Origin of the sequence: Luteibacter aegosomatis (assembly GCF_023078455.1) — a bacterium.
In the GTDB taxonomy this organism is placed as follows: Bacteria; Pseudomonadota; Gammaproteobacteria; order Xanthomonadales; family Rhodanobacteraceae; genus Luteibacter; species Luteibacter aegosomatis.
This window is the reverse complement of sequence record NZ_CP095740.1, coordinates 3,258,052-3,284,357: the sequence shown is the minus strand read 5'-3', so window position 1 is coordinate 3,284,357 and position 26,306 is coordinate 3,258,052. Positions and strand designations below refer to the sequence as shown.

At 67.3% G+C, this 26,306-nt stretch carries 25 protein-coding genes; 7 read left to right on the top strand and 18 right to left on the bottom strand.

Translation table 11 applies throughout. From position 1 onward, the window contains the following. The first annotated feature begins 40 nt into the window (after positions 1 to 40). Positions 41 to 1,249 carry an MFS transporter gene (locus L2Y94_RS14755; RefSeq protein ID WP_247367898.1) on the top strand — a complete coding sequence of 403 codons (1,209 nt, stop codon included), beginning with the start codon at positions 41 to 43 and terminating at the stop codon, positions 1,247 to 1,249. Here L2Y94_RS14755 and L2Y94_RS14750 read toward each other — a convergent pair. The 9 genes from L2Y94_RS14750 to L2Y94_RS14710 all read right to left on the bottom strand — a co-directional run bounded on the left by L2Y94_RS14750 (position 1,246) and on the right by L2Y94_RS14710 (position 8,773). Further along, a complete protein-coding gene (locus tag L2Y94_RS14750) occupies positions 1,246 to 3,039 on the bottom strand; it encodes an alpha/beta hydrolase family protein (RefSeq protein ID WP_247367896.1) in 1,794 nt (597 codons plus the stop codon). The genes L2Y94_RS14755 and L2Y94_RS14750 overlap by 4 nt on opposite strands. Continuing rightward, entirely contained in the window at positions 3,036 to 4,151 is a 1,116-nt protein-coding gene (pqqE, locus tag L2Y94_RS14745) for a pyrroloquinoline quinone biosynthesis protein PqqE (RefSeq protein WP_247367895.1), read from the bottom strand. Before pqqE ends, L2Y94_RS14750 begins: the two co-directional genes overlap by 4 nt. A 16-nt stretch (positions 4,152 to 4,167) precedes the next feature. Continuing rightward, positions 4,168 to 4,443 (bottom strand): pyrroloquinoline quinone biosynthesis peptide chaperone PqqD, encoded by a 276-nt coding sequence (gene pqqD, locus L2Y94_RS14740; protein ID WP_247367894.1) that lies wholly within the window; start codon positions 4,441 to 4,443, stop codon positions 4,168 to 4,170. Then, a complete protein-coding gene (gene pqqC, locus L2Y94_RS14735; protein WP_247367892.1) occupies positions 4,440 to 5,189 on the bottom strand; it encodes a pyrroloquinoline-quinone synthase PqqC in 750 nt (249 codons plus the stop codon). The genes pqqD and pqqC overlap by 4 nt, the downstream gene beginning before the upstream one ends. Positions 5,190 to 5,197: 8 nt before the next feature. Further along, complete coding sequence (pqqB, locus tag L2Y94_RS14730) at positions 5,198 to 6,112, bottom strand: pyrroloquinoline quinone biosynthesis protein PqqB (protein ID WP_247367891.1); 915 nt, start codon at positions 6,110 to 6,112, stop codon at positions 5,198 to 5,200. Between the two features lie 60 nt (positions 6,113 to 6,172). Next, complete coding sequence (gene pqqA / locus L2Y94_RS14725; protein ID WP_144910575.1) at positions 6,173 to 6,250, bottom strand: pyrroloquinoline quinone precursor peptide PqqA; 78 nt, start codon at positions 6,248 to 6,250, stop codon at positions 6,173 to 6,175. A gap of 150 nt (positions 6,251 to 6,400) precedes the next feature. Then, entirely contained in the window at positions 6,401 to 7,291 is an 891-nt protein-coding gene (locus tag L2Y94_RS14720) for a LysR family transcriptional regulator (protein ID WP_247367888.1), read from the bottom strand. Between the two features lie 5 nt (positions 7,292 to 7,296). Continuing rightward, positions 7,297 to 8,163, bottom strand: coding sequence for an acyl-CoA thioesterase II (gene tesB / locus L2Y94_RS14715; RefSeq protein ID WP_144910100.1), 867 nt, complete (start codon positions 8,161 to 8,163; stop codon positions 7,297 to 7,299). A gap of 40 nt (positions 8,164 to 8,203) precedes the next feature. Continuing rightward, a complete protein-coding gene (locus L2Y94_RS14710; protein WP_247367886.1) occupies positions 8,204 to 8,773 on the bottom strand; it encodes an N-acetylmuramoyl-L-alanine amidase in 570 nt (189 codons plus the stop codon). Between the two features lie 45 nt (positions 8,774 to 8,818). On the opposite strand from L2Y94_RS14710, the gene L2Y94_RS14705 reads away from it, so the two are divergent. The 3 genes from L2Y94_RS14705 (at position 8,819) to L2Y94_RS14695 (ending at position 11,942) form a co-directional block, all read left to right on the top strand. Then, entirely contained in the window at positions 8,819 to 9,337 is a 519-nt protein-coding gene (locus L2Y94_RS14705) for an alpha/beta hydrolase (protein ID WP_247367884.1), read from the top strand. Then, on the top strand, positions 9,334 to 11,475 hold the full coding sequence (rlmKL, locus tag L2Y94_RS14700; RefSeq protein WP_247367883.1) for a bifunctional 23S rRNA (guanine(2069)-N(7))-methyltransferase RlmK/23S rRNA (guanine(2445)-N(2))-methyltransferase RlmL: 2,142 nt from the start codon (positions 9,334 to 9,336) through the stop codon (positions 11,473 to 11,475). Before L2Y94_RS14705 ends, rlmKL begins: the two co-directional genes overlap by 4 nt. A 77-nt stretch (positions 11,476 to 11,552) precedes the next feature. After that, complete coding sequence (locus L2Y94_RS14695) at positions 11,553 to 11,942, top strand: hypothetical protein (RefSeq protein WP_247367882.1); 390 nt, start codon at positions 11,553 to 11,555, stop codon at positions 11,940 to 11,942. 87 nt (positions 11,943 to 12,029) lie between these two features. On the opposite strand, the gene L2Y94_RS14690 is transcribed toward L2Y94_RS14695, so the two are convergent. Beyond that, positions 12,030 to 12,464 carry a DUF6491 family protein gene (locus L2Y94_RS14690; protein ID WP_247367881.1) on the bottom strand — a complete coding sequence of 145 codons (435 nt, stop codon included), beginning with the start codon at positions 12,462 to 12,464 and terminating at the stop codon, positions 12,030 to 12,032. A 180-nt stretch (positions 12,465 to 12,644) separates the two neighbouring features. On the opposite strand from L2Y94_RS14690, the gene egtB reads away from it, so the two are divergent. Both egtB and egtD read left to right on the top strand, forming a co-directional pair. Further along, positions 12,645 to 13,910, top strand: a complete 1,266-nt coding sequence (gene egtB, locus L2Y94_RS14685; protein ID WP_247367880.1) for an ergothioneine biosynthesis protein EgtB — start codon at positions 12,645 to 12,647, stop codon at positions 13,908 to 13,910. Then, positions 13,907 to 14,890 carry an L-histidine N(alpha)-methyltransferase gene (gene egtD, locus L2Y94_RS14680; protein ID WP_247367875.1) on the top strand — a complete coding sequence of 328 codons (984 nt, stop codon included), beginning with the start codon at positions 13,907 to 13,909 and terminating at the stop codon, positions 14,888 to 14,890. Before egtB ends, egtD begins: the two co-directional genes overlap by 4 nt. An 89-nt stretch (positions 14,891 to 14,979) precedes the next feature. Here egtD and mfd read toward each other — a convergent pair whose 3' ends face one another. From mfd to L2Y94_RS14655, 5 genes are all read right to left on the bottom strand, one after another. Further along, positions 14,980 to 18,429 carry a transcription-repair coupling factor gene (gene mfd / locus L2Y94_RS14675; protein WP_247367872.1) on the bottom strand — a complete coding sequence of 1,150 codons (3,450 nt, stop codon included), beginning with the start codon at positions 18,427 to 18,429 and terminating at the stop codon, positions 14,980 to 14,982. A gap of 120 nt (positions 18,430 to 18,549) precedes the next feature. Next, positions 18,550 to 19,458, bottom strand: coding sequence for a cation diffusion facilitator family transporter (locus tag L2Y94_RS14670; protein WP_247367869.1), 909 nt, complete (start codon positions 19,456 to 19,458; stop codon positions 18,550 to 18,552). 63 nt (positions 19,459 to 19,521) lie between these two features. Further along, positions 19,522 to 20,025 (bottom strand): Slp family lipoprotein, encoded by a 504-nt coding sequence (locus L2Y94_RS14665; RefSeq protein ID WP_247367866.1) that lies wholly within the window; start codon positions 20,023 to 20,025, stop codon positions 19,522 to 19,524. A 29-nt stretch (positions 20,026 to 20,054) separates the two neighbouring features. Beyond that, on the bottom strand, positions 20,055 to 20,954 hold the full coding sequence (locus L2Y94_RS14660) for a 23S rRNA (adenine(2030)-N(6))-methyltransferase RlmJ (protein WP_247367864.1): 900 nt from the start codon (positions 20,952 to 20,954) through the stop codon (positions 20,055 to 20,057). A 121-nt stretch (positions 20,955 to 21,075) separates the two neighbouring features. Next, positions 21,076 to 21,693 carry an NAD(P)-dependent oxidoreductase gene (locus tag L2Y94_RS14655; RefSeq protein ID WP_247367862.1) on the bottom strand — a complete coding sequence of 206 codons (618 nt, stop codon included), beginning with the start codon at positions 21,691 to 21,693 and terminating at the stop codon, positions 21,076 to 21,078. 116 nt (positions 21,694 to 21,809) lie between these two features. Between L2Y94_RS14655 and L2Y94_RS14650 the strand changes: the two genes are divergently transcribed. Further along, positions 21,810 to 22,706: a LysR family transcriptional regulator gene (locus tag L2Y94_RS14650; protein ID WP_247367860.1), complete on the top strand. Its 897-nt coding sequence runs from the start codon at positions 21,810 to 21,812 to the stop codon at positions 22,704 to 22,706. A gap of 16 nt (positions 22,707 to 22,722) precedes the next feature. On the opposite strand, the gene L2Y94_RS14645 is transcribed toward L2Y94_RS14650, so the two are convergent. From L2Y94_RS14645 to L2Y94_RS14635, 3 genes are all read right to left on the bottom strand, one after another. Next, positions 22,723 to 24,558 carry a M3 family metallopeptidase gene (locus tag L2Y94_RS14645; RefSeq protein ID WP_247367858.1) on the bottom strand — a complete coding sequence of 612 codons (1,836 nt, stop codon included), beginning with the start codon at positions 24,556 to 24,558 and terminating at the stop codon, positions 22,723 to 22,725. 45 nt (positions 24,559 to 24,603) lie between these two features. Next, positions 24,604 to 25,314, bottom strand: a complete 711-nt coding sequence (locus tag L2Y94_RS14640; RefSeq protein WP_247367856.1) for an AraC family transcriptional regulator — start codon at positions 25,312 to 25,314, stop codon at positions 24,604 to 24,606. A 122-nt stretch (positions 25,315 to 25,436) separates the two neighbouring features. After that, entirely contained in the window at positions 25,437 to 25,964 is a 528-nt protein-coding gene (locus L2Y94_RS14635) for a DUF6630 family protein (RefSeq protein ID WP_247367854.1), read from the bottom strand. Positions 25,965 to 26,306: the final 342 nt, after the last annotated feature.

The window sequence follows — 26,306 nt, the reverse complement described above, 5'->3', positions numbered from 1 at the left end:
CGATATCGATTCGACTCAATTCAGGGTCTAGCCTTGTCGCATGACCCACGCCATCGATATCACCGCCGACCGGCGCATACGGCACGGCACGCCCGCCTTCCGGCGCACCAATCTCGCCCTGTTCTCGTCCGGTTTCGCCACCTTCGGCCTGTTGTACTGCGTGCAGCCGCTGATGCCCGCGTTGTCGCACTCGTTCGGCGTGAACGCGGCGGAAAGTTCGCTTTCCCTGTCGCTCACCACCGGCGTACTGGCCGTGGCGATGCTGTTCGCCGGCGCGTTGTCCGACGCATGGGGCCGCAAGCCCATCATGCTCGCCTCGCTGCTGGGCTCGTCGCTGTTGGTGTTGGCCTCGGCCGTGGCGACCGACTGGAGCACCCTGCTCGTGCTGCGGGCCTTGCTCGGCGTGACGCTCGCCGGCCTGCCGGCGGTGGCGATGACCTACGTGAGCGAGGAAATCCACGCCGACTCGCTCGGCTTCGCCATGGGCCTTTACATCGGTGGCAACGCCATCGGCGGCATGGGCGGTCGCCTCATCGCGGGTTTCGCCGCCGACCACGCGTCGTGGCGTGTCGCCGTGGGCGTGATCGGCATGCTGGGCCTCATCGCCGCCGCGCTCGTGGCGAAGGGCCTGCCGCCGTCGATGCATTTCGAGCGTCGCCGCGCGCATCCCCGCGCGTTGGCCTCGGCCTTCGGCTCGCTCTGGCGTGACGCGGGATTGCCGTGGCTGTTCGCCGAGGGCTTCCTGCTCATGGGGGCCTTCGTCACGGTGTACAACTACGCCTCGTATCGACTGCTGGCGCCGCCGTTCTCGCTCTCGCAGTCGCATGTGGGCGCCATCTTCATGGTGTACCTCATCGGCGTCGGCAGTTCCGCGTGGATGGGGTCGATCGCGGGGCGGCTGGGGCGGCGCCACGTGCTCTGGATCACGCTCGTCATCATGCTGGCGGGCGTGGGACTCACCACGTTGCACGCGCTGTGGGCGATCGTCGGCGGCATCGCGATGCTGACCTTCGGTTTCTTCGGCGGGCACTCGATCGCGAGCAGCTGGGTGGGCAAGCGCGCCGCCGTCGCCAGGGCGCACGCGTCGTCGTTCTATCTGTTCTCGTACTACATGGGTTCGAGCATCGCCGGTTCGCTCGGTGGGCTCGCGTGGACGCACGCCGGTTGGGCGGGCGTGGCGGGCTACGTCACGCTGCTGGTGCTCGGCGGCCTGGCCGTCGCGTTGAAGTTGCGTCGCTTGGCGGGTTAATCCGCGGACGCCAAACGCGCATAGAACGCGTGCTCGTGCTCCAGCGCATGGGCGAGGTTGGCCGCCTGGCGGAAGCCGTGCCGCTCGTCGGGGTAGGCATGGTATTCGCACGGCACGCCTCGTGCGCGGAGGGCCGCCACCATCGATTCGGTCTGTTCGGGCACCACCACGGCATCGCGCAGGCCCTGGAAGAAGATCACCGGCACGTCGATGCCGTCGGCGTGCAGCAGCGGTGTGCGCTCGCGATAGCGTGCCTCGTCGGCCACGGGGTCGCCGATGAGCCAGTCGAGGTAATCGGCCTCGAACTTGTGCGTGGCCCTGCCCAGCGCCAGCGGATCGCTCACCCCGTAGAGGCTGCCGCCGCCGCGGAAAACGTCGCGAAACGCCAGCGCGCAAAGCACGGTATACCCACCCGCGCTGCTGCCGCGAATGAAGGCGCGCGCGGGATCGACGAGACCTTGCGCGGCCAGCCATGGCACCACCGCGCAGGCGTCGTCCACGTCGACCACGCCCCAGGCTTCGTGCAAGGCATCGCGATACGCGCGTCCGTAGCCGGTACTGCCGCGGTAGTTCACGTCGGCCACGGCGAAGCCCTGGCCGGCCCAGAACTGGATGCGGGCGTCGAAGACCGGATGCGTGGCCGAGGTGGGACCGCCGTGGACGAAGACCACCAGCGGCGGTCGCTCGATGCCCTTGGGCAGGTAGAGGAAGCCCCGTGCCGTCGCCTCGCCCACGGGCCACGAGATGGCGCGTGGCACCGTGACGCATTCGTCCGGGAGGGGCGATTCGCCGCCCGCCACGACCGTCACCGTGCCCGTCGCGGCATCGATGGCGAGCACCGTCGACGGTCGCGTGGGCGATGCGGCGATCGCGTACAGCGTTCCGCCGTCGGCGGCGAGGGCGCGGAAGCGGGTGTACGACGGTGCGAGATCCGTTCGCGTATCGCCGTCGAGTAGCGACAGCCGGCCGAAACCCTGGTCGAACCAGGTGACGAGCAGTCGCCCGTCGTCGAGCCCGACCCATGTATGCGTGCCCATCTGCCATGGCGCACCGGCATGATCGGCCGTCGGCGCAGGCAGCGGCTCGACGCGATCGGCGAAGCGCCATGGTCGCCAACAGCCGTCGCGGTCGGTGAGGGCGAGGAGTCGACCGCGCGCATCGAAGCCCGGTTGTTGCACGGCCTCGTCGCCGTGCGCGACGATCCGCGGCGGCTGTCCGTCGATCTGGCGCATCAGCCGGGTACGGGTCCATGGCTGGTGCGGCCGACTCCATGCGATCCATGCCATCGTGCCGCCATCGCGCGACACGCACGGCGAGGCGTAGAAATCGTCGCCTTCGGCCATCACCCGGCGTGCGCCCGACATGTCGAAGGCGACGAGGCGGTGGACCGGAAAAGCGCCGTCGGCGTGATGTTCCTCCACGGCCAGCAGGCGTCCGTGCACGGCATCGGGCACGAGGTCGCCATAGCGGCCACCGTCGATGCCGCCGAAGCGCACGGGCGCGCCGCCATCGAGCTCCTGGCGATAGATGGCCTGGTCGCTTTCGTTGACGAAGAACGCCGCATTCTCCGCAAGGCAGAACGTGCCCCCACCGTATTCATTGACACGACTGCGCACGCTGTAGCCGTCCGGCGTGAGGCAGGTGGCTCGTCCGTCGCGATACAGCCATAGGCGCGTCGCACCGTCGGCGGGGTCGAAGCGGCCATAGGCGAGCATGCCGGCCGCGGCGGCGAGTTCGGTGAAGTCCGCGCTGGCGGCGACGGCGCGGGCGGCATCGAGCTTCGCCCTCATGAGGGCGTCACCCGCGCGATGAGCCGCGAATTGGGCGCGTTGCGATAGGTCAGTTCATCGATGCGCTTCGCCGCGGTGTCGGCTTCGTCGCATGCGGCGAGGATGAGGTCGTGCCTGGGCGACTTGGCGCAGACCGGATCGGTGGCGGCGGCATCGCCGGTGAGCATGAAGGCCTGGCAGCGGCAGCCGCCGAAATCCTTGCCTTTCTCGTCGCAGGAGCGACAGGGCTCGGGCATCCAGCCGTCGCCGCGAAAGTGATTGAAGCCGGGCGATCGGTACCAGATGTGTTCCAGCCCATGCTCGCGCACGTTGGGAAAGGCGATGGGCAGCTGGCGCGCGCCGTGGCAGGGCAGCGCCGTGCCGTCGGGCGTGACGGTGAGGAAGATGCTGCCCCAGCCGCTCATGCAGGGCTTGGGCCGTTCTTCGTAGTAATCGGGCGTGACGAAGATCAGTTGGCAGGGATGGTTTTCCCTTGCCAGCCGCTCGCGATACGCGTTGGTGACGCGTTCGGCGTGTTCCAGCTGCGCGCGCGTGGGGAGCAGGCCGAGGCGGTTGAGTTGCGCCCAGCCGTAGAACTGGCAGGTGGCCAGTTCCACGTAATCGGCTTCCAGCGCGAGGCACAGTTCGATGATGCGGTCGATGCGATCGATGTTGTGCCGGTGCGTGACGAAGTTGAGCACCATCGGGTAGCCGTGGGCCTTCACCATGCGCGCCATGGCGAGCTTCTGCGCGAAGGCTTTGGGCGAACCGGCGATGAGGTTGTTCATGTCCTCGTCGCTGGCCTGGAAACTGATCTGGATGTGGTCGAGCCCGCGCTCGCGGAACAGGGCGATCTTCTCTTCGGTAAGGCCGATGCCGGAGGTGATGAGGTTGGTGTAGAAACCGAGCCGCCGGGCTTCGCCGATCAGTTCGGGAAGATCCTGGCGAACCAGCGGCTCGCCGCCGGAGAAACCCAGCTGGGCCGCGCCCATCGCGCGCGCCTCGCGCAGCACCCGAAACCATTCGTCGGTGGTGAGTTCCTGGCCTTGCGCGGCGAAATCCAGGGGATTGGAGCAGTACGGGCACTGCAGCGGGCAGCGATAGGTCAACTCGGCGAGGAGCCAGAAAGGCATGCCGGGACGGTTGGGGTCAGTCGAATCGGAGCCAGTGCTTTTCATGGGCCACCTGCATGAAGCCGTCGACGTCGGCACCGATTTCCTCGCTGTCGGCGTCGGTGAATTCGGCGGCAAGCGCGACGACGATCGCTTCGACGCTCCGCTTGCCGTCGATGAGTTCACCGATCATGCCCGCGCTCTCGTTGAGCCGGACCATCCCCTCGGGGTAGAGGAGAACGAAGGCGTCCTGCGCCGGTTCCCACTGGAACCGATAGCCGGGACGCCATTGCGGAATGCGTCCGCGGCTCACGGGGCGATACCCCGGTGCCAGGCGCGTTCGTTCGTGACCGTATGGTACGGCGGGCGTTGCAACTCGTAGGCCATGCTCATGGCGTCGAGCATGCTCCAGAGGATGTCGAGCTTGAACTGCAGTATCTCGAGCATGCGTTGCTGCGCATCCCACGTGGTGTAGTGCTCGAGCGTGATGCTCAGGCCGTGTTCGACGTCGCGACGCGCCTGGCCGAGCCGGGTGCGGAAATAGTCGTAGCCGTCCTGGTCGATCCAGGGATAGTGCCGCGGCCAGCTGCTCAGCCGCGCGCGATGGATCTCCGGGGCGAACAGCTCGGTGAGGGAACTGCTCGCGGCTTCCTGCCAGCTCGCGCGCCGGGCGAAGTTCACGTAGGCATCCACGGCGAAACGCACGCCGGGCAGCACGAGTTCCTGCGAGAGCACCTGTTCGCGGTCGAGCCCCACGGCCTCGGCGAGCTTGAGCCACGCTTCGATGCCGCCGCCTTCGCCGGGTGCGCCGTCGTGGTCGAGGATGCGCTGGATCCATTCGCGGCGCACGTCGCGATCGGGGCAGTTGGCGAGGATGGCCGCGTCCTTCAGGGGGATGTTCACCTGATAGTAGAAGCGATTGGCCACCCAGCCCTGGATCTGCTCGCGCGTGGCCCGGCCTTCGTACATCGCCACGTGGTAGGGATGGTGGATGTGGTAATAGCGGCCCTTGTCGCGAAGGGCGTGTTCGAATTCGCTGCGGCTGAGCGCGGTGGTCACGTGGCGTCCTAGAGTCGTATGCCCATGCCGTCCCAGGCGACGTCGATGCCGCGGCGCGTAAGCTCCGCGCGCTCGGGCGAATCGTCGTCGAGGATGGGATTGGTGTTGTTGATGTGGATAAGGACACGTCGCGGCACGTTCGACAGGCGAGCGAGCACCTCGAGCATGCCGCCGGGTCCGTACTGCGCGAGATGGCCCATCTCCCGGCCGGTGCGCGTGCCGACGCCGCGGCGGCGCATTTCGTCGTCGTGCCAGAGCGTGCCGTCGACGAGCAGGCAGTTGGCCTGGGCCATCACGGCGAGCAGTTCGTCGTCGACCTCCCCCAGGCCGGGGGCGTAGAACAATCGACCACCGGTTTCGAGGTCTTCGACCACCAGGCCGATGTTGTCGCCCGGATGGGGGTTGCCGCGATGCGGTGAATACGGCGGTGCGGCGCTGCGCAGTGCGAACGGCGCGAACCGCAATTTCGGGCAGGCGCCGATGACGAACGGTTCGCCTGGAACGATGCGCCGGTGTACGAGGCCGCCGTTCCAGTGGGTGAGCATGCGGAACAACGGAAAACCGGTGCTGAGGTCCTCGTGGACCATGTCGGTGCACCACACTTCGTGCGGACAGCCCTCGCGCAGGCTCAGCAGTCCCGTGGTGTGGTCGATCTGGCTGTCCAGCAGCACGATGGCCGCGATGCCGGTATCGCGCAGCGCGCGGTTCTGCTGCATCGGCGCGAACGAGGCCAATTGCGCGCGGATGTCCGGCGAGGCGTTGCACAACACCCAATGCACGCCGTCATCGGAGATGGCGATGGATGACTGCGTTCGCGCGGTGGCGCGGAGCGTGCCGGCGCGGAAACCGGCGCAGTTGGCGCAGTTGCAGTTCCACTGCGGAAATCCGCCTCCGGCGGCCGAACCCAGGACCTGGATATGCACGGGAATCCGATGTCGGGGGAAAAGGGACACGCCCCGGCGAACCGGGGCGGTGAAGCACGATCAGCGGTTGGAGACGTACATCGTCACTTCGAAGCCGAGACGCAGATCGGTGTAGGCGGGTTTCTTCCACGTACGCATGAAGGGTCCTCGGGGATGGGCGCCAGACAAGCCTGGCATTTCCGAGATTAGCACCGCCCCCGTGTGGGGAAACTGTGTACGGGATGGCATTTTCAAAGTCGCGCCGGAAACGTACAAAAATGCCGTTCGCGTCGTCACGATTTGCGAATGCTAGGTAGCGAGCATGGTCGTCGTGAACACTTTCACCAGCGCCGACGCGTCGTCGCGCCGATGGGCGAGGTGCAATTCGCTGGCCGCGTCGGGTGAATCGATGGCGAGGTAGACCACGCCGTCGATCCGCACGTGGCGCAGCGCCCGCGGCAACACCGCCACACCGAATCCGGCGGCCACCAGCCCGACCATCGTCGATGCCTCGCCGGCCTCCTGCGCGATGCGGGGAGTGAAGCCCGCGTTGCGGCACATCGCAAGGAACTGGTCCAGGATGCCGGTGCCCGCGGCGCGGTTGAACGTGACGAAGCGCTCGTCGGCGAGTTCCCTCATGCGTATCCCACGGGCACGGCGCTTCGCCAGCGGATGATCGGCGCGCATCACGGCCACGAGGGGATCGTCGACGATCTTGTGCGATACCAGCGGCGCGGGCAGGGTGGTGGCGCGGAGCAGTCCCACCTGCTGGCGACCGTCGAGCAGGGCCTCGATCTGCTGCAGCGTGTTGCGTTCCACCAGCGCAAGCCGCACGGCGGGATACGTCTCGCGAAACGCATGGATGGCCCGGGAAAAATGTTCGATCAACGGCGTCGACCGGGTGAAGGCGACTTGCAGTTCGCCGATTTCCCCGCGACTGGCGCGCAGCGCGAGCTCGGCGGCATCGTCGACACGGCCGAGGATGTCGCGCGCGGCGGCCAGGTACGCCGCACCGGCGTCGGTGAGTTCCACGCGGCGGTTGGTACGGCGCAGGAGGCGCACGCCGAGCATCGCTTCGAGATCGCGGATCTGCTGGCTGAGCGGTGGCTGGGAGATGCCCAGCCGCTCGGCGGCACGGCTGAAATGGAGCTCGTCGGCCACGGCGATGAAGTAACGCAGGTGCCGCAGCTCGACGTTCATGGGGCTCAGTCGGGCCGCACGCGGATGAGGCCTTCCTGCGCGGTGGAAGCGACCAGCCGGCCGTCGCGCGAGTAGATCATGCCGCGCGCGAGGCCGCGTCCGCCCTGCGACGTGGGGCTGTCGAACGAATAGAGCAGCCATTCGTCGATGCGGAACGGGCGATGGAACCAGAGCGCGTGGTCGAGGCTGGCCATCTGCATGTTGCGGGTGAGGTACGAGATGCCGTGCGGCAGCGTGGCCGTGCCGATCAGGTGGAAGTCCGATGCGTAGGCGAGCAACGCCTGGTGGAGCGACAGCGTGTCGTCGACCGGCCCGGTGAGGCGAAACCAGATGTGCTGGTACGGCGGCCGCTTGGCCGGGCGCAGTTCGTCGCGCGGCCATACGTGGCGGAACTCGAACGGCCCGTCGATGCCCAGCCAGCGCTGGGTCTTCTCGGGCAGCCTGCCCAGTTGCTCGGCGTTGAGCGCCGGCATCGGCTCGACGTCTTCCGGCGCCGGTACCTCGGGCATGGACATCTGGTGTTCATAGCCGGTTTCCGGCTCCTGGAACGAGATGGAACCGTTGAGGATGGGCTGGCCGTGCTGGATGGCGACCACGCGCCGCGAGGAGAACGAGCCGCCGTCGCGCGTGCGCTCCACGCTGTAGACGATGGGTGCGTCGATGTCGCCGGCGCGCAGGAAATACGCATGCAGCGAGTGCGCTTCGCGCTTGGGATCGACCGTGCGCTGGGCGGCCGAGAGGGCCTGGCCCAGCACCTGGCCGCCGAAGACGAAGCGGGTGCCGATGTCGCGGCTCTGGCCGCGGAAGAGGTTGTCTTCGAGGCGCTCGAGCTGCAGCAGTTCGACGAGTTCGCCGACGTGGTTGTCCGACATGGGGATCCTGGGGTGGCGCGCGATGGAGACGGTCGGTCGATTATAGCGGGGGCGCCGCGGCCAGCCGCTCGAGGGGCAGGGCGGCGAACACGCGCTCCCAGGGAAACATCGGACCGGGGTCGCGCTTGCGCGGCACTTCGCGATCCGGCGCATCGCTGGCGGGGACGGTGGCCAGGTCGAGGTCTTCGTGGCCGGCGACGTGCCGCAGCGACGGGAAGCGCTCGACGAGGTGGACCAGCAGGTCGCGCAGGGCGTCGAGTTGCGCTTCGGTGTAGGGTTCGGTCATTACCTGGTTGTCCGAGCGGAACCAGTCGGGATAGCGGCCGAGGTTGACCAGCTCGATGCCGATCGAGCGCGGGTTGTAGCCACGGGTGTGGTTCGCGGTGCGCAGCGGATCGACGTAGCAGAGCACGGTGCCGTCGCGGTCGACGTAGTAATGGCCGCTGGCGCCGGTGCCCCGGTCTTCGTAGAGCACGCGCTCGCCGTAGTCGCGAGCCATGGCCAGGTCGGGCAACTCGGTGCAGTGGATCACCACGAGGTCGACGTCGGTGGCGGCGCGTTCGGGCAGGCGGGCTTCGTAGGGGAGGGGGGCGTACAGGATGTCGATCATGGCGCTTTGATAACATAGCCGGTCATTCCGCGTACGGAGACCGCCATGCGCGGCCACATCATCCTTTCCCACGGTTCCGATTCCGGTCCCGACGCCACCAAGGTCAGCGCGCTGGCCGCCGTGGCCGAGTCCCTCGGCTGGTCCACGGTCCGCCCGGATTACCGCGAACACGACCTCCACGGGTATGCCGGCTCGATCGATCCGCGCCTGGCCGTCCTCGGTGAGGCCATCGCCGCGTCGCCCGTGCCGCCCGTGCTGGTCGGATCGAGCATGGGCGCGTTCGTCTCGGGCCTCGCGTCGCTGGACGCGCCGGTGGCCGGGCTGTTCCTGCTGGCCTTGCCGACCCGCATCCCGGGCTATCCGCGCGACATCGCGGTACGGCCGGGCGTGCCGTCGTTCCTCGTGCACGGCTATGCCGACGACGTCTGCCCCGTCGACGAGGCTATCGGCTTCGCCCGCGGGCAGGGCATGCCCGCCCTGCTGGTGAACGACGACCATCGCCTGGGCGCCACCCTCGGCGATATCGAGACGTCATTCCGCCGTTTCCTGGATGGCCTCGCATGAAGTTCTTCGCCACCTGCCCCAAGGGCCTGGAATACCTGCTCAAGGACGAACTGGCCGCCATCGGCGCCGATCACGTGAAGGAGGTGCTGGCCGGCGTGTCCTTCGAAGGCTCGCTGGAAACCGCCTACCGCGCCTGCCTGTGGTCGCGCATGGCCAGCCGCGTGTTGCTGCCCCTGGCCGAGTTCGAGGCCGACACGCCGGAGGCCCTCTACGAGGGCGTGCAATCGGTGGACTGGGCCGAACACCTCGCCGCCCACGGCACCCTGGCCGTGGACGCCAACACGGCCCAGAGCAAGCTCACCCATAGCCAGTTCATCGCCCTGAAGACCAAGGACGCCATCGTCGACCAGTTCCGCGCCGCCAGCGGCGCGCGCCCCGACGTGGATCCCGAGGAGCCCGACCTTCGGGTGAACGTACGCCTGCGCCGCGATCGCGCCACGCTGTCGGTGGACCTCTCCGGCTCGCCCCTGCATCGTCGCGGCTGGCGCGAGCGCCAGGGCGAGGCGCCGCTGAAGGAAAACCTGGCCTCGGCCATGCTCGTTCGCGCCCAATGGCCGCGCATCTACGCCGAAGGCGGTGCCCTGGTCGATCCGATGTGCGGCTCGGGCACCCTGCTGATCGAGGGCGCGCTCATGGCCGCCGACGTGGCACCGGGCCTGCGTCGCGGCTACTACGGCTTCCTCGGCTGGCTCAAGCACGACTACGCGCTCTGGCGCGGCCTGTGGGACGAAGCGAAGGCCCGCGCCGACGAGGGCATGCGCAACCTGCGCCCGGTGTTCTTCGGCAGCGATTCGGATGCGAACATGGTGCAGACCGCCAAGCGCAACGCGCAGGCGGCCAACGTGGCCGGCTTCGTCCACCTGGACCGTCGCGACGCCGTGCACGTCGAGCCGCCGCCGGAAACGCCGCTCGGCCTGGTCATCACCAATCCGCCCTACGGCGAGCGCCTGGGCGATCGTGCCGAACTGCCGCGCCTCTACCAGGACCTCGGCAAGGCGCTCAAGGAGCGTTTCCCGGGCTGGCGCGCCGCGGTGCTCGCCGGCGACGAGGAGCTGGGCCGTGCCCTGCGCCTTTCTCCCGACAAGCGCTATGCGCTGTTCAACGGCGCCCTGGAGACCCCGCTGTTGACCTTCAGCCTGCGGGCCCGCGACGAAGCGCCCCGCGAGGCCAGGCCGCTCTCGGTGGGCGCGGAGATGCTGAAGAACCGTCTCGAGAAGAACGTCCGCCACCTGCGCAAGCGCCTGTCCCGCGAGGGCATCACCTGCTGGCGCGCCTACGACCAGGATCTCCCCGAATACGCCGCGGCCATCGACGTCTACGAAGACTGGCTGCATATCCAGGAGTACAAGGCCCCGCAGGACGTGCCGGTCGACGTGGCGCGCATCCGCATGCGCGAGATCGTCCGCGTGGCGGGCGAGGTGTTCGGCACCCCCCGCGAGCGCATCGCGGTGAAGACCCGCGAGCGCGGCAAGGGCGGCTCCAAGTACGGCCAGTTCGACCAGCGCGGCGAGTTCGTGGAAGTGAGCGAGGGCGGCCTGGCCTTCCTCGTGAACCCCACCGATTACCTCGACACCGGCCTGTTCCTCGACCATCGCCTGGTTCGGGCGAAGATCCGCGAGCTGTCGGCCGGAAAGCACTTCCTCAATCTCTTCGCCTATACGGGTACGGCCAGCGTCTACGCCGCGGCCGGCGGCGCGCGGGATACCACCAGCGTCGATCTCTCGGGAACCTACCTCGACTGGGCGTCGCGAAACCTCGCGTTGAACGGCTTCACCGGCGACCGCCATCGCCTGGTACAGGACGACGCCTTGGCGTTCCTGGAAAAGCGCTCGATGCAGTACGGCCTGATCTACGTCGACCCGCCGACCTTCTCCAATTCCAAGAAGGCCGACGACTTCGACGTGCAGCGCGACCACGTGAAGCTGCTGCTCCTGTGCGCCGAGCGGTTGCTGCCCGACGGCGTGATCGTGTTCTCCAACAATTTCCGCCGTTTCCAGCTTGATCGGGCGGCCCTCGAGCCCCATCTTTCCATCGAAGACTGGAGCGCCCAGAGCATCCCGTTCGACTTCGCCCGCCGCCACGATATCCACGGCTGCTGGCTGCTTCGGAAGCCGTTCGTGAACCCGTGGAGAACGTGAAAGGCTCGTGCAGAAAACTTCAGTTCCGATTCAGTGCCGTAGCGCGAATCTGCGCCCAACACCCGGAGGTCACTGTCATGAAAGGTAAGTTCGTCAAGTCCGCCATCGCCCTTGCTGCCGTGGGTCTTATGGCGTTCACGCCCGCCACGTTCGCGCACGGCTGGGGACGCGGCGGCTACTACCATGGCGGCTACGGCTACGGTTACCACGGCGGTTACTACGGCCGCGGCCACTACGACCACTCGGGCCGCTGGATCGCCGGCGCCATCGTCGCCGGTACGGTCGGCGCCCTGGTTTACAACGCCACGCAGCCGCGCACGGTCGTCGTCGACCGCCCGGTCTACTACAGCCGCCCGGCTACGGTCGTGTACGACGACGGTCCGGTCGTCACCCGCCGCGTGACCACCACGACCACCACGTACGACGACGGGTATTCCACCCGTTACGTGCGCGACGATGGTTATTGATCGGCCGGTGCGAAAGCACAAAAAGCCCGGGCATCGCCCGGGCTTTTTTTTTGTCGTGGGAGCCGATGACCTCGGCTCCCACGCGCCTCACCTGACCATGCCATTCGGCTCGGCACCCGAGCCCTTCTTCTTGGCGTTCTTCTCCAGGCTCTGGTAGGTCTTCTTGTCGATCTTCTCCACGGTCTGGATCTGGCACGGCGGATCGTCGCGACGCACGATCTGCTCGTCGATGCCGCCGCAGATCCGCATGGCCCCGATGGCCTTGACGCTGGCCGAGCCCTTGAAATGGATGCCGCCGCCGAGAGACTTGCGCGGGCAGGCCACGTCGGTGGTGATCCGGTAGAAATTGGGCCCATTGGCCACGATGACCGTCCGGTCGTCGACCTCCGCGTAGTTGCTGATGCGATCGGTCCGCATGCAATCGGCGAATGGCAGTTCATGGCGCGCCTGGGGCGCGTCCTGGGCCTGGAGGGCTCCGGTAAAGCCCAGGCAGGTGGCGAGGAGCAGGTAGCGGACGTTCATGGTGAAACCCTCCGTGTGGAAGCTAGACGTTAAGCCCGTTGGTCCCGAAAAACGAGATGGCCGTTGCCCTGGGTGCACCATGCGTTAAGGTAGGCGGGATACCCGCTCACGCGGGTTGAACGTTTGCTCGGGCATCGTTTCACGATGGTCGGCGTCCCCTCGTCGACGTGGAACTGCGCAATGAGCCTTCGCCCCCTCGGCATCGCTCCCATCCCGCCCGCGGGCGAGGATCTCGCCTCTCGCTTTCTTTCCGTACGCCAACGTACGGCAGCCCTCGCGGCGAACCTCCGGCCGGAGGACACCGTGGTGCAGTCGATGCCCGACGCCAGCCCGACGAAGTGGCACCTGGCCCATACCACGTGGTTCTTCGAACACTTCGTGCTCGGCCGGGATCCGGCGTACGCCACGCCGAATCCGGAATGGCATTACCTGTTCAATTCGTATTACCAGTCCGTGGGTCCGATGCATGCCCGACCGCATAGGGGCATGCTCACGCGTCCCTCGCTGGACGAGCTCGTCGATTACCGCCGTCGCGTCGAGGATGCCGTGGCGGAGCGGATCGCGCGTGGCGACGACGCCGAGCTTCCGATGCTCGTCGAACTCGGCGTGCAGCACGAGCAGCAGCACCAGGAACTGCTCCTGACCGATATCAAGCATGCCTTCGCGCAGAATCCGCTGGAGCCCGCGTACGCCGATGCGCCGCGCGGCCTGTCGGTCGTCGCGCCGTCGTTGCGGTTCGTGCCGTTCGACGAAGCGGTGGTCCAGGTCGGCTATGAAGGCGAGGGTTTCCATTTCGACAACGAAGGACCGCGCCATCGCACGTATCGCCAGGCGGGCTCGCTCGCCAACCGGCCGGTGACTAATGCCGAATACCGTGCTTTCGTGCACGACGGTGGCTACGAACAGCCCGGCCTGTGGTTGTCCGACGGCTGGGCCACGGTACAGGCCGAAGGCTGGAAGCGCCCGTTGTACTGGGATGACGCGCTCGAGACCGAGTTCACGCTGCAAGGGCGGCGCGAGATCGACCCGCATGCGCCCGTCTGCCACATCAGCTATTTCGAAGCCGACGCGTTCGCGCGCTGGGCCGGTGCGCGCCTGCCCACGGAGACGGAGTGGGAAACGCTGGCCGAGGATATTCCCGTTCAGGGGAACCTTCAGGACACGGGCATGCTCCAACCCCGTGCGTCGTCGTTCGAGACGCCGCTCGGACAGATGTACGGCGACGTTTGGGAATGGACGATGAGCCCATACATCAGCTATCCGGGCTTTCGGCCGCTGGCCGGTTCGCTTGGCGAATACAACGGCAAGTTCATGAACGGCCAATGGGTGCTTCGTGGCGGTTCATGCGCCACGCCCGCCGACCATGTGCGTGCCACGTATCGCAACTTTTTTCCTCCCCACGCCCGCTGGCAGTTTTCGGGGATTCGACTGGGAAACGACCGATGAGTGCTCAACCCCAAGACATCCGCGTGGACGACCGGCATCCGGATATCGAAGACACGGTGCAGACGGTGCGGCGCGGCCTTTCGGCCAAGCCGAAGAAACTGCCTTCGCGCCTGTTCTACGACGAGCGCGGCTCGGCCCTGTTCGAGGCCATCTGCGAGCAGCCGGAGTACTACCTCACGCGCACCGAGATCGCCATCATGCGCGAGCACGCGGAGGATATCGCCGCGACGCTGGGTCCCGAGGTGCGCCTGGTGGAATACGGCAGCGGCAGCGGCATCAAGACGCGGATGCTGCTCGAACACCTGGAGTCGCCGGCCGCCTACGTGCCGGTGGAGATTTCGCGCAGTGCCTTGATGGAAAGCGTGGCGGCCTTGGCCGCCGAATTTCCCGACGTGCCCATGCAGCCGGTCTGCGCGGACTTCACCCAGCCGTTGCGCCTGCCGGTGCCCTTGCGCTCGCCCCGCCGCACGGTGATCTATTTTCCCGGTTCCACCATCGGCAATTTCGAGAGCAAGGATGCGCTGAAGATCCTTCGCCAGATGCGCGCCGAAATGAGCGCCGGCGGGGGCATCCTGATCGGGGTCGACCTGAAGAAGGATCCCGCCGAGATCGAGGCCGCGTACAACGACGCGGCGGGCGTTACGCGTGATTTCACCCTCAACATGCTGGTTCGCCTCAACCGCGAGATCGGCACCGATTTCGACATCGCCGCCTTCCGCCATCGCGCGCGTTACAACGCCTTGGCCGGGCGCATCGAAACCGCCCTGGTGAGCACGAAGCGCCAGGACGTGCGCCTGGGCAACGATACCTATGCGTTCCGCGAAGACGAAGCGATGCAGGTGGAATACAGCTGCAAGTATTCGCTCGACGACTTCGCGCAGATGGCGGAGAAAGCGGGGCTCTCGGTCGAGAAGGTGTGGATGGACGAAGATAAGCGCTTCAGCGTGCAGTACCTGGTACGCGCCACCCCCGTCGCCTGAGGCACGCTTTTCGCCGATACGATCGGCTCCCACCCCTTCGGTAGAAAGGTTGCTACCGAAGGGGTGGGAGCCGATCGTATCGGCGAAGGTCAGGAGGGACGACGCGCTCCCAGCGACACGAGCGTCTCCTGAGCCGCCCGAATCCGCTCCGCGCTCCCCGGCAATTCCATGATGACGCGCAGCTTGTCCTGTCCGTCCATCTTGAACACCCGCGGCTGCTGCTGGATGAGCTTGATGAGGGCCATCGGATCGATGTCCGGCTTGTCCCTGAAGGTGACGCGGCCGCCGCTGGGGCCAAAATCGAGCTTGCGGATACCCAGCGGCGTGGCCATCAGCTTCAGCTGGGCCACCGCGAACAGGCACTTGGTCTGGTCGGGGAGCAGACCGAAGCGGTCGATCATCTCGACCTGCAACTCGCGGAGTCCATCGTCGTCGCGCGCGCTGGCGATGCGCTTGTACAGCGTCAGGCGCGTGTGCACGTCGGGCAGGTAATCCTCCGGAATGAGCGCGGGCAGGTGCAGCTCCACCTCGGTCTCGTGCTCCGACGTGAGGTCGAAATCGGGCACCTTGCCCGACTTCAGCGCACGGACGGCGCGATCGAGCAGCTCGGTGTAGAGGCCGAAGCCGATTTCCTGGATCTGACCGGATTGCTCCTCGCCCAGCATCTCGCCCGCGCCGCGGATCTCGAGATCGTGCGTGGCGAGGGTGAAACCCGCACCCAGTTCTTCCAGCGACGCCAGGGCTTCCAGACGCTTCTCGGCGTCCGCGGTCATGGCCTTGCGGTCGGGCACGATCAGATAGGCGTAGGCGCGATGGTGTGAACGCCCCACGCGGCCACGAAGCTGGTGCAACTGGGCCAGGCCGAAGCGGTCGGCGCGGTTCACGATGATCGTGTTGGCCGTGGGAATGTCGATGCCCGACTCGATGATGGTGGTGGACACCAGCACGTTGAAGCGTTGGCGATGGAAGTCGGCCATGACCTGTTCCAGCTCGCGCTCGGGCATCTGGCCGTGGGCCACGCGAATGCGCGCCTCGGGCACCAGCTCGCCCAGCTCGCGGGCGGTGCGCTCGATCGACTCCACCTCGTTGTGCAGGAAGTACACCTGGCCGCCACGCGCCAGTTCGCGCTGGATGGCTTCGCGGATGAGCGTGGGCTGGTAGGTGGAAATCAGCGTGCGTACCGCCGTGCGATGGGCGGGCGGCGTGGCGATGATCGAAAGATCGCGCAGGCCGCTCATGGCCATGTTGAGCGTGCGCGGGATCGGCGTCGCGGTAAGCGTGAGGAGATCGACCTCGGCGCGGAGTTTCTTCAGTTGCTCTTTCTGGCGTACGCCGAAACGCTGTTCTTCGTCGACGATGACCAGGCCGAGGTTCTTGAAGCGGATGTCGGACTGGAGCAGCTTGTGCGTGCCTACCATCACGTCGACCTGGCCATCGGCGAGGCGTTCCAGGGCGTTGTCCACTTCCTTCTTCGACTTGAAGCGCGAGAGCACTTCCACGCGCACCGGCCAGTCGGCGAAGCGGTCGGCGAAGTTGCGGTAGTGCTGCTGGGCGAGCAGGGTGGTGGGCACGAGCACGGCCACCTGCTTGCCGGCGGTGGCGGCGGCGAACGCGGCGCGCAGCGCCACCTCGGTCTTGCCGAAGCCCACGTCGCCGCAGACCACGCGATCCATCGCGCGTGGCGCGGCGAGGTCGGTGATGACGGCGTCGATGGCACGCTGCTGGTCGATGGTTTCCTCGAAGGGGAACGTGGCGGCGAATTCCTCGATCATCTGCCGGTCCACCGGCAGCGACTCGCCCTGTTTCGCCTCGCGCTGCGCGTAGATCGCGAGCAGTTCGGCGGCCACGTCGCGCACCTTCTCGGCGGCCTTCTTGCGCGCGCGTTCCCAGGCGTCGCCGCCGAGGGAATGCAGCGGCGCCAGTTCGGGGGCCGTGCCGGTGTAGCGGCTGACCAGGCCCAGCTGGGCCACCGGTACGTAGAGCTTGTCGCCCTTGGCGTATTCGATGGTGAGGAACTCGCCCGGCATGTCGCCCACGTCGAGCGTGAGCAGGCCCTGGTAACGCCCCACGCCGTGGTCGATGTGGACGATGGGCGAGCCGATGGACAGTTCGGTGAGATCCTTGATGATGCTCTCGGGGTCGCGAGCCGCGCCCGCGCGCTTGCGCCGGTCGGTGCGCACGCGTTCGCCGAACAGCTCGCGCTCGGTCAGCACCGTGAGCGCGGGTTCGTTCAGCGCAAAGCCCTGTTCCAACGAGGCCACGGTGATGGCGAAGCGCTCGTCGGTGGCGAGAAAGGTCTTCCAGCCCTCGATACCGGCGGGCTTCAGGCCGGCGCCGCCCAATTGCTCGATCAACGCCTCGCGACGGCCCGCCGAATCGGCGGCTACCAGCACGCGGCCGGGGTAATGCGCGAGGAAGTGGCGAAGCGCCGTGCCGGGTTCCTCGCCCTTGCGGTTGAGCGGCAGCTCGGGGGCCGGTTGCGTGCCGAGGTCCACGGCGTGCTCGTGGGCCTTGCCGACCACGTCGATGCGCACCTGCTTGTTGAGCTGCTCGCGAAGCTGTTCCGGCGCAAGGTAGATCTCGGCAGGTGGCAGCACGGGGCGCTCGATGTCGTGGGCGCGCTGGTCGTAGCGGTCCGCCACCTGCTGCCAGAAGGCGGCCGCCGATTCCAGCGCGCCTTCGCCCAGCACGAACAGCGTGTCGCCGGCGAGGTATTCGAACAGGGTTTCGGTCTTCGCGAAGAACAGCGGCAGGTAATATTCGATGCCGCCCGGCGTCACGCCTTCTTTCATGTCCTGGTAGAGCGGGCAGCGGCGCACGTCGATGGGAAAGCGGTCGCGCAGCGCGTTGCGGAACGACTTGGCCGCTTCGTCGGTGACCGGAAACTCGCGCGCGGGAAGCAGTTCCACCCCTTCCACCTGGTGCTGCGAGCGCTGGGTTTCGGGATCGAACGTGCGGATGGATTCGATCTCGTCGTCGAACAGCTCGACGCGATAGGGTTCGCTCGCGCCCATGGCGTAGATGTCGATGAGCGCGCCGCGCACGGCGAAATCGCCGGGCTCGGTCACCTGCGGCACGAAGCGATAGCCGGCCGCCTCCAGGCGGCGCTGCTCGGCCACGATGTCGAGCTTCTGGCCCTTGCGCATCACGAGCCCGGAGCCGGTGATGTGACTGCGCGGCGAGATGCGCTGCATCAGGGTGGCCACCGGCACCACCAGCACGCCACGCTTGACGCCGGGCAGGCGGTAAAGGGTGGCGATGCGCTGGGAAACGACCTCGGGATGCGGGCTGAAGACATCGTAGGGCAGGGTTTCCCAGTCGGGGAAGTGCAGCACCGGCAGATCGCCGGCGAAGACGCCCAGTTCGCTTTCGAGGTTGTCGGCGCTGCGCGTGTCGCGCGTCACCACCACCAGCAGGCCGTCGTGGGCGCGGGCCGCCTCGGCGACCTCGAGGGCCCAGGAGGAGCCATGGGGCGCGGCCCAGTAGCGGCGGGTCTTGGCGTTGGCGGGAAGCGGCGGGCGGGGAAGCGCTACGGGCATCGTTCGACGGCTTTGGCGTTGGCGGACAAGCCGTCGATTGTACTACCCGGGTGTGTTCGCTCCGTAGGAATCGCGGACAGGGTCCGCTCCCACCCTCCGGTAGGACCCCTGCCCGCGATGTCAATCCGCGATGTCGGGCTCGAAGAAGCTCCAGCGCACGTCCTTGAAGTGCGCCTTGAAATCCGCCTCGACGATGTTGATCGCCTCGATCATCGCCCGCGCGGTGGGCGCGGGGGCCATGCGTGCCTTGATGGCCACCATGACGTCGGTGCCCATCTGCAGGGTGAGCACGTTGTAGACCACTTCGATCTCGGCGCGGCCGTCGAGGAAGGCCACCATCTCGGCCTTGCGCCTGGGCTCCACGCCCTGGCCGATCAGCAGGGCCTTCACCTCGCGGGCCACGGCCACCGCCACCAGGATGAGCAGCACGCCGATGGCGATGGTGCCGATGGCGTCGAAGACGAGGTTGCCCGTGAGCATCGTCAGCAGCACCGCCAGCAGCGCGAGGCACAAGCCGACGAGCGCGGCGAGGTCTTCGCCGAAGATCACCAGCAGCTCGCTGGCGCGGGTTTCGCGAAACCACTGCCAGAGGCTACGGCCGTCACGCGCCTTGTTCACCTCCTGCAGGCAGCCATGCATGGACACGCCTTCGGTGACGATCGAGAACGCCAGCACGCCTACCGCGAGCCACGCCCAGCGCAGCGGCTCGGGGTGGGTGAGCTTGTGCACGCCTTCGTACACCGAGAACATGCCGCCCACGCTGAAGAGCAGGATGGCGACGAGGAACGACCAGAAATACAGGGCGCGGCCCCATCCCAGGGGGTAGTCGGCCGACGGCGGCCGCTTCGCCTGGCGCATGCCCAGCAGCAGGAGGCCCTGGTTGCCGCAGTCGGCCAGCGAATGGATGGCTTCGGCGAGCATCGCTCCCGATCCGGTGAAGATCGCAGCGACCAGCTTGGCGACGAAGATGGCGAAGTTGGCCCCGAGCGCGAGGAAGATCGCGCGTTTGGAATCGGCGTGTCCTGACATGGATCGGCGTGCCCTTTGAAGGTAGTCCGCCGGCCCTCGTGGCCGGCGGCGAATCGCAGGATCTTACCGTATGACGCCGACACCCACGCCGAAGCTGACGTTCGGATGGCCGCCCTGCATTTCCTTGGCCGTCCAGACGTGCGACTGGTTCACGGAAACCAGCGGGAAGGTGTAGGGCGCCTGGCCCACGCTGGCCGAGCGGGAACCGTTGAGTCGGCCCGCCACGGTGATCAGGCCGCCGTTGGGGTAATCCAGGCTTTCCACGTAACCTGGCATCGAGGCGATGAAGCGCCCGGCACCGGTATCGTCGGCTTTGGGCCGTTGCGAGCCGTCGAGTGGATAGGACAGCACCTCGATCTCGCTGTGGTCGCTGAAGTTACGCACCTGCACGATGCGACCGCCCCAGATGACGTCGGCGTTGCCATAGCGTTCCGGCTCGCGCGACACCTGGCTGGGCGGCACGGAGACGTTGTTCGGCGTGGGCTTGTAGATGGGCGCCGGCGCGCAGGCCGCGAGGGCCAGGGCGAACAGCGAAGCGGGCAGGGCGAGTCGGATGGTGTGGCGCATGGGTCGGCTCCTTCGCAAGTGAACCGACTTTAGCGCCGCCGGGGTGAACGTGGGGCGGAAGGCCTGACGGGAGGCGCCTCTTCGGCTTCGTCGTTCACCAACCAGCTAAGCCGGTATTCCGATTCGCCCGGCGTGCCGAGCAGGCGGGGCAACACCCGCAGCGAATCGCGAAGGGCTTCATCGAGCTTCCACGGCGCGTTGACGATCACCATGCCGCTGCCGTTGAGGCGCAGCGGGGAATCGTCGGGCCGCAGGAGCAGTTCGGCCACCAGCACGCGTTTCGCGCCGCACTTGGTCAGCCAGCGGTGGAACGGTTGCACGTGGCTGCGCAGCTTGATCGGATACCACACGGCATACATGCCGGTGGGCCATTTTTCCAGGGCGGCCTTGAGCGACTTCTCGATCAGGCGGAACTCGGCTTCCTGTGCCTCGAACGGCGGGTCGATCAACACCAGCCCGCGTTTTTCCTTCGGCGGCAGGAGCGCCTTCATGGCTTCGTAGCCGTCGCGCCCGTGCATGTGCACGCGGCCGTCGTGATGGAACACCTGGCGCAGCGCGGCGGCTTCTTCCGGATGCAGCTCGCACAGCTGGGCGCTGTCGCCCTCGCGCATCAGGTGGGCGGCGAACCAGGGCGAGCCGGGGTAGTAACGCAGTTCGTCGCCGTCGTTGCACGCGCGAACGGCTTCGAGCCATTTCCAGAGCAGGGGCGGCAGTCCGGTGGCCGTGCGCAGCACGCCGAAGCCTTCGTCGGACTCGCCGGTCTTGCGCGCCTCGACGCTGCGCAGGTCGTAGCGGCCACGACCGGCATGCGTATCGACGTAACAGAAAGGCGTGGCCTTCTGCTTGAGCGCGTCGAGCAAGGCCACGAGCACCATGTGTTTGAGGATGTCGGCGAAGTTGCCGGCGTGGTAGGCGTGGCGATAGTTCATCGGGGGATTATAGGGGCTCGTTTCGCGGACAGGGTCCGCTCCCGCCCTTCGGTGGCGATCTTTCTACCGAAGGGTGGGAGCGGACCCTGTCCGCGATGCGGCGGAGCCGCGACGCGATGGCTCAATATCCGAAGGTCACCCGCTTCTTCGGCGCATCGCCCTTTTCGATCCGGTCCAGCACCCCGATCGCGAAATCGGCCGTGGAGATGAAGCTCTCGCCGTTCGCGTCCTTGAGCACCTGGTCGCCGCCGACGCGGAACGAGCCCTTGCGCTCGCCCGGGGCAATGAGCTTCGACGGACTGACGTACGTCCAGTCGACGCGGGTATCGGCGGCGCGGAACGCGTCCAGTACCTCGGCCTGCGCGGTGGCGTTGGCCTTCCAGGCCTCGGGGAAATTCGGATCGTCGATCACCCGCACCCCGGGCGCGGTTTCCAGGCTGCCCGCGCCGCCGACCCAGGCGAAGCGGCGCACGCCGGCCGAATCGAGGGCGGCCAGCAAGGCCTTCGACTGCGAGCGCACGTCGCCGTTGAGGCTCGCGATGACGGCGTCGGCGCCGTCGAGCGGAGACGCCAGCGACGCCGCGTCCGTCACGTCGCCCTTCACCACGCGCAAGCCGTCGCGGGCGGCGATCTTCGAGGGATCGCGGGCCACCGCGGTCACGGCGTGGCCGCGGGCAAGGGCCTCGTCGAGGATGACCCGGCCGATGTTGCCGGTGGCGCCGAAGAGCACGATCTTCATGTCGGATGTCCTTGGATGGGAAGCGATGGAGAACAGGATGGACCCCGGGCCGTCCTCGGAAAACGCCCCTTTCGGCAATTCATCGTAAAGTAGGGCTTTACAATCGGAAGTCGCCGATGGCTTCGCCGGACATCAACCTCAATCGCCTCGCCGTCTTCGTGGCCCTCGTCCGGGCCGGGTCGTTCACTGCCGCGGCCGAGCGGTTGGGCACGACCAAGGCGATGGTCAGCCAGCACATCGCGAAGCTGGAGGACGAACTCGGCGTGACCCTGCTCGTACGCAGCACGCGGCGCATGTCGCTGACCGACGCGGGCGAGCGCTTCCATGAGGACTGCGCACGGGTGCTGGCCGACGCCGAGTCGGCGGTCAGCCGCCTCGGCGAATGCCGCGACACGCCCATGGGTACGCTGCGCGTGGCCGCCGCGGGCGATCACGGGCCGGCCATCGTGGCGCCCGTACTCGCCGAATACGCCGCACGTCATCCGCAGGTGAGCGTGGAACTGGTGGTCAGCGACGACATCGTCGACGTCATCGCCGAACGTTTCGACCTGTCCATCCGTATCGGCTGGTTGCGCGACTCGAGCCTGCGCGCGGCGAAGCTCTCCTCGTTTCGCCAATGCCTGGTCGCTTCGCCCGCCTATCTGGCAAGGCGCGGCGAGCCATCCGCTCCCGACGAACTCGCCGCGCACGATTGGATCTCCCTCAGCGTGCTCTCGTCACCCACCCGTTGGACGTTCGTCGACGACGCAGGCACCGAGCACACGGTGCGCACGCGCCCGATAGCCAGCGCGAACAGCACCCTGGCGGCGCATGCGTTCGTCGTCGCCGGGTTGGGCATGTCGGTGCTGCCGGACTACGTGGTGCACGCGGATATCGCGACGGGGCGGCTCGTTTCGTTGCTCGACGGCTACCGGCTGCCCGACGGCGGCGTGCATGCCGTGTACCCCGGCAAGCAGACGTCGGTGAAGGTGCGCGCGTTCATTGACCTGTTGAAAGAGCGGATGGCGCGCTAGGTAGGCCTGCGAGCGGCTACATCCCCGAATAGAGCTGGCGCAGGTCGTTCGTTTTCTTCCGGAGTAACGCCATATCCGCCTCGACCAGTTCGCCCGACGACACGTCATGCCCGAAGAACGTCCGCAGCAACGCTTTCGGAGGCGCGTCGAAGCCCTCGGCCATCAACGCTCCGTAGCGCTTGCGGAAATCGACCGGGTCCTTCGTCGCCATGTCGAACATCCGCGCCGCCCATAGGCCCGCGTAGAGGTAATTGACCAGATACAGCGGATCCTCGTACATGAGGCGTTTGCCGATCCAGGCATGCGACAGTTCCGGATCGATCGATGGCCAGATCTCGAAGCGCGAGGTGGTGTCCAGGGTGAGTGCATCCAGATCGGCGGCCTTGCGGATGCGCCCCGTCATTACGCCGGCGTAGATCGCTTCCTCCAGTTGGGCCTCCTCGGCGGACGTGAATATCTCCAGCGTCATCTCGTCCAGTTGCGCCTGGAGATACCATGCCTTGGTCTTCGCGTCGGGCGCGTGCCGGTAGAGGTATTCGTAGAAGAGCATCTCGTTGAGGATCGCGATGCCCTCGTGCATCCAGCTTGGGCCATGATTGTAGAAGGGCGATACGCCGTGCTCGTTCATGAGCTGGCCATGGATGGCATGGCCGCCCTCGTGGGCGACGACGCTGGCCCCGCGCGCGGTGTGCTCCCACTTGCCGAGGAACAGCCCGGAAGGGACGCCCGGTGCGGCGATGGAGAACGCATCGTTGACGCGACTGCCCTGCGCCATCGCGAGATCGGTGCGATGCGTGGACGGGTCGAGCAAGGACTTGAAATGGGCGACGTAGTCCGTGCCCAAGGGGGCGAGCGCCGCGGGAATCATCTCGCGCAGGCGATCGTAGTCGAACGTCGGCGCGGTGAAGCCGGGCTCCGTGGCGCCCATGTCCCAACTGCGCACGGCGTCGATGCCCTGCTGCTTGCCGACCCGCGCGGCGCGTAGGCGCTGGTAGTCCTTGAGCACGTCGGCATGGGCTTCCACCGCGGCGGCGGTGGCATGCACATCCGCCTTGTCGAACAGGCGGGAGAAATACGCCGCCTCCGGCGCGTCGCCGAAATGCTGCAGCTTTGCCGCGCGGTCGTTCAGGCGCACGACGCCCGCCAGTACGGCCGCGTACGTCTCCGCCTGCGCCGCGTCGGCGTCCTGTCTCTGCCGCCAGGCCTGGCGGCGTACGTCGCGGTCCGGATCCGAGGCCAGGGCGGACGCGTCCTTCGCCACGTCCAGATCCCCGTGAGCCATGTGCACGGTGCCGTATCGGGTGGCACGCCGCGTCTTCTGGTACGTGTTCCACAGGGCGTCGCTCGAGGTATCCGATAACGCGTCGAGCACGGTCTGTTCGGCCGAGGGAAGTTCGTGCGGCACGCCCCGGGTGGCACGTTCGCGCACGTAGGCGTAGTGGGCCAGCCCGGGTTCGGCCGCCTCCGCCCGGCGAAACGCGTCGTCGTCGAGTTGCCGAACGGTCTGCCGGACCTTCAGCATCAGGTCGCCCTGCAGGCTCCCGGCGGCCGAGCGCGCGTCGGCGGCCTCGTGGTCATCGATGTCCAGCGCCGTGCGCAGATGCAGGTAGGCGGCGTGTCGCTGCACGCGGGAAAGCAGCGTCTCCGCATGCCGCAGGTAATCGAGCAGGCTGCCGGGCGTGAGCGGCGAAGGGGATGCCAGGGCCTCGACGTCCGTCTCCAGCGCCTTGAGGTCGGCGGCTTCCGCGACGGGCGTCGCGAAGTAGGGCGTCGGGTCGATACGGTAATCGGCCGCCCGCGAGGAGGCGGCGACGAGCAGAACGAGGGCGGCGAACAGCGGTGTCTTTTTCATGGTGGACGACGCTATCAAGGCGTCGCGCCACCCGCTTTACCCGGATTAGCGCACGATGGCGCGCCAAGCGCTCGGCGTGGTCGCATGCACCGCGCGGAACGAGCGTGAGAATTGCGCCGCACCGGCGAATCCACAGTCCAGGGCGATGTCGATGAGCGGCCGGCGCGTGGTTCGCAGCAGACGGGCGGCGCGGTCCACGCGTAGCCGCCGCACGTAATCGCCCACCGTGCAGTGGTGATGACGGCGGAAGCTGCGCGCCAGGTGAACCGGGTGGCGGCCGGCCACCGCCGCGAGCGTTTCCAAGCTGACGTCGCGGCCCGGATCCTCGTGCAGGTAGTCGCGGACGCGCCTCAGCCAGCCGGGTTCGCGATGGTGCTCGTCGTGGAGGCCTCGTGCGGCGAGGCCCAGCATGTCCAGCACGATCGATTCGGCGGACAGGGGCGTAAAGGCGTCGTCGAGCGACATCTCGGCGACCACGCGCCGACCCAGCGCGAGCAGTTCACGCGAGCGGCGCAGCAGGGGGCGGCCGTCAAGGCGGGCCTCGTGATCGGCAAGCCGCTCGCCGAGATGCCCGTCGACGGAAAAGATCACCTTGCGCGCGCCGGCGTGCCCGAAGCGTTGCGCGTGTTCGGCATGGGCGGGGCAATAGAGCAGGTCGCCCGGGGCGTGTTCGTTGCGCATGCCGAGGATGCGTTCTTCGTAACCGCCGTCCACGACGAGGCAGAACCATGCCTCGTCGTGTTGGTGGGGCGCCATTTGGCCGCCCGGTGCGTAATGCGAAACGTGCAGGTCGCGTATGCCGCTCAACGTGTGGCCCCTCCCGGACGACGGTTGCCCCGACTATGCGTCGGGGCGGCCCGGGCGGCAAGGCTTCGCGATCAGGAGACCTGGCTGCCCAGCCGCAGGTTGATGCCCAGGGTGGTCGCGACGATGCGCATCGGTTCGTCGTCGGTCGATCGCGTGATCCAGCCGGCGTAGACATCGTCCGCGTCGGCTTCGCGGGACCAGAGCGTATAGCCGTGGGCGTTGAGCTGGTCGAAGGCGCGATTGAAGAGTTCGGGTCCGTCGACGTCTTCGTGGAATTCGTCGTCATCGGGATCGCCGTCCCAGTCGATCTGGAGGTTCCATCGCGCCACGAGTTCGTTGATGGCATCGACCAGGCCGCGGGTATCGTCGGCATCCACCTCGAAGCCGGAGCGCCAGTCGGTGACCTGGGCGACGATGCGCATCGGATCGTCGTCGCCTTCTTCCTCGACGAGGTCGCGGTATTCGGTGAACTGTTGCAGGGCGCCGTCTTCGTCGCCGGGGTTGATCAGCAACAGGAGTTGCCAGACCTGCGATTCGACGCTGCCGTCGCCGTCTTCGTCGTCATCGCGGTCGTCGTCGTAATCGTCGTATTCGTTCATGGCGGCACGCCTGCGGGGAATGGGCGCGATGATCGCATACCGCCCATGCACTCTTGTTGACAAATGCCCATTGCGGTGCAACAAATACCCTCCCGCGCCGCGATCCGGTGCGCGCCCACTGCCAATCGTTCCGCTACGGCGGCTTTCATCACCAGGCGATCCACTCTCCCAGTGACCGACATCCACCTTCACACGCCGACCCTTCCGACGACGTTCGTGGCCTCGCCGCGATGTTCGGTGGTGCCGGCGTGTTGTCGCTGTCGACTGGGCTGATTCGCGGCATCCAAGCCGCCACGCGCTGAAACGCTCGCGCCTTCCGTGATCTGAGTCACGGGTCACGAT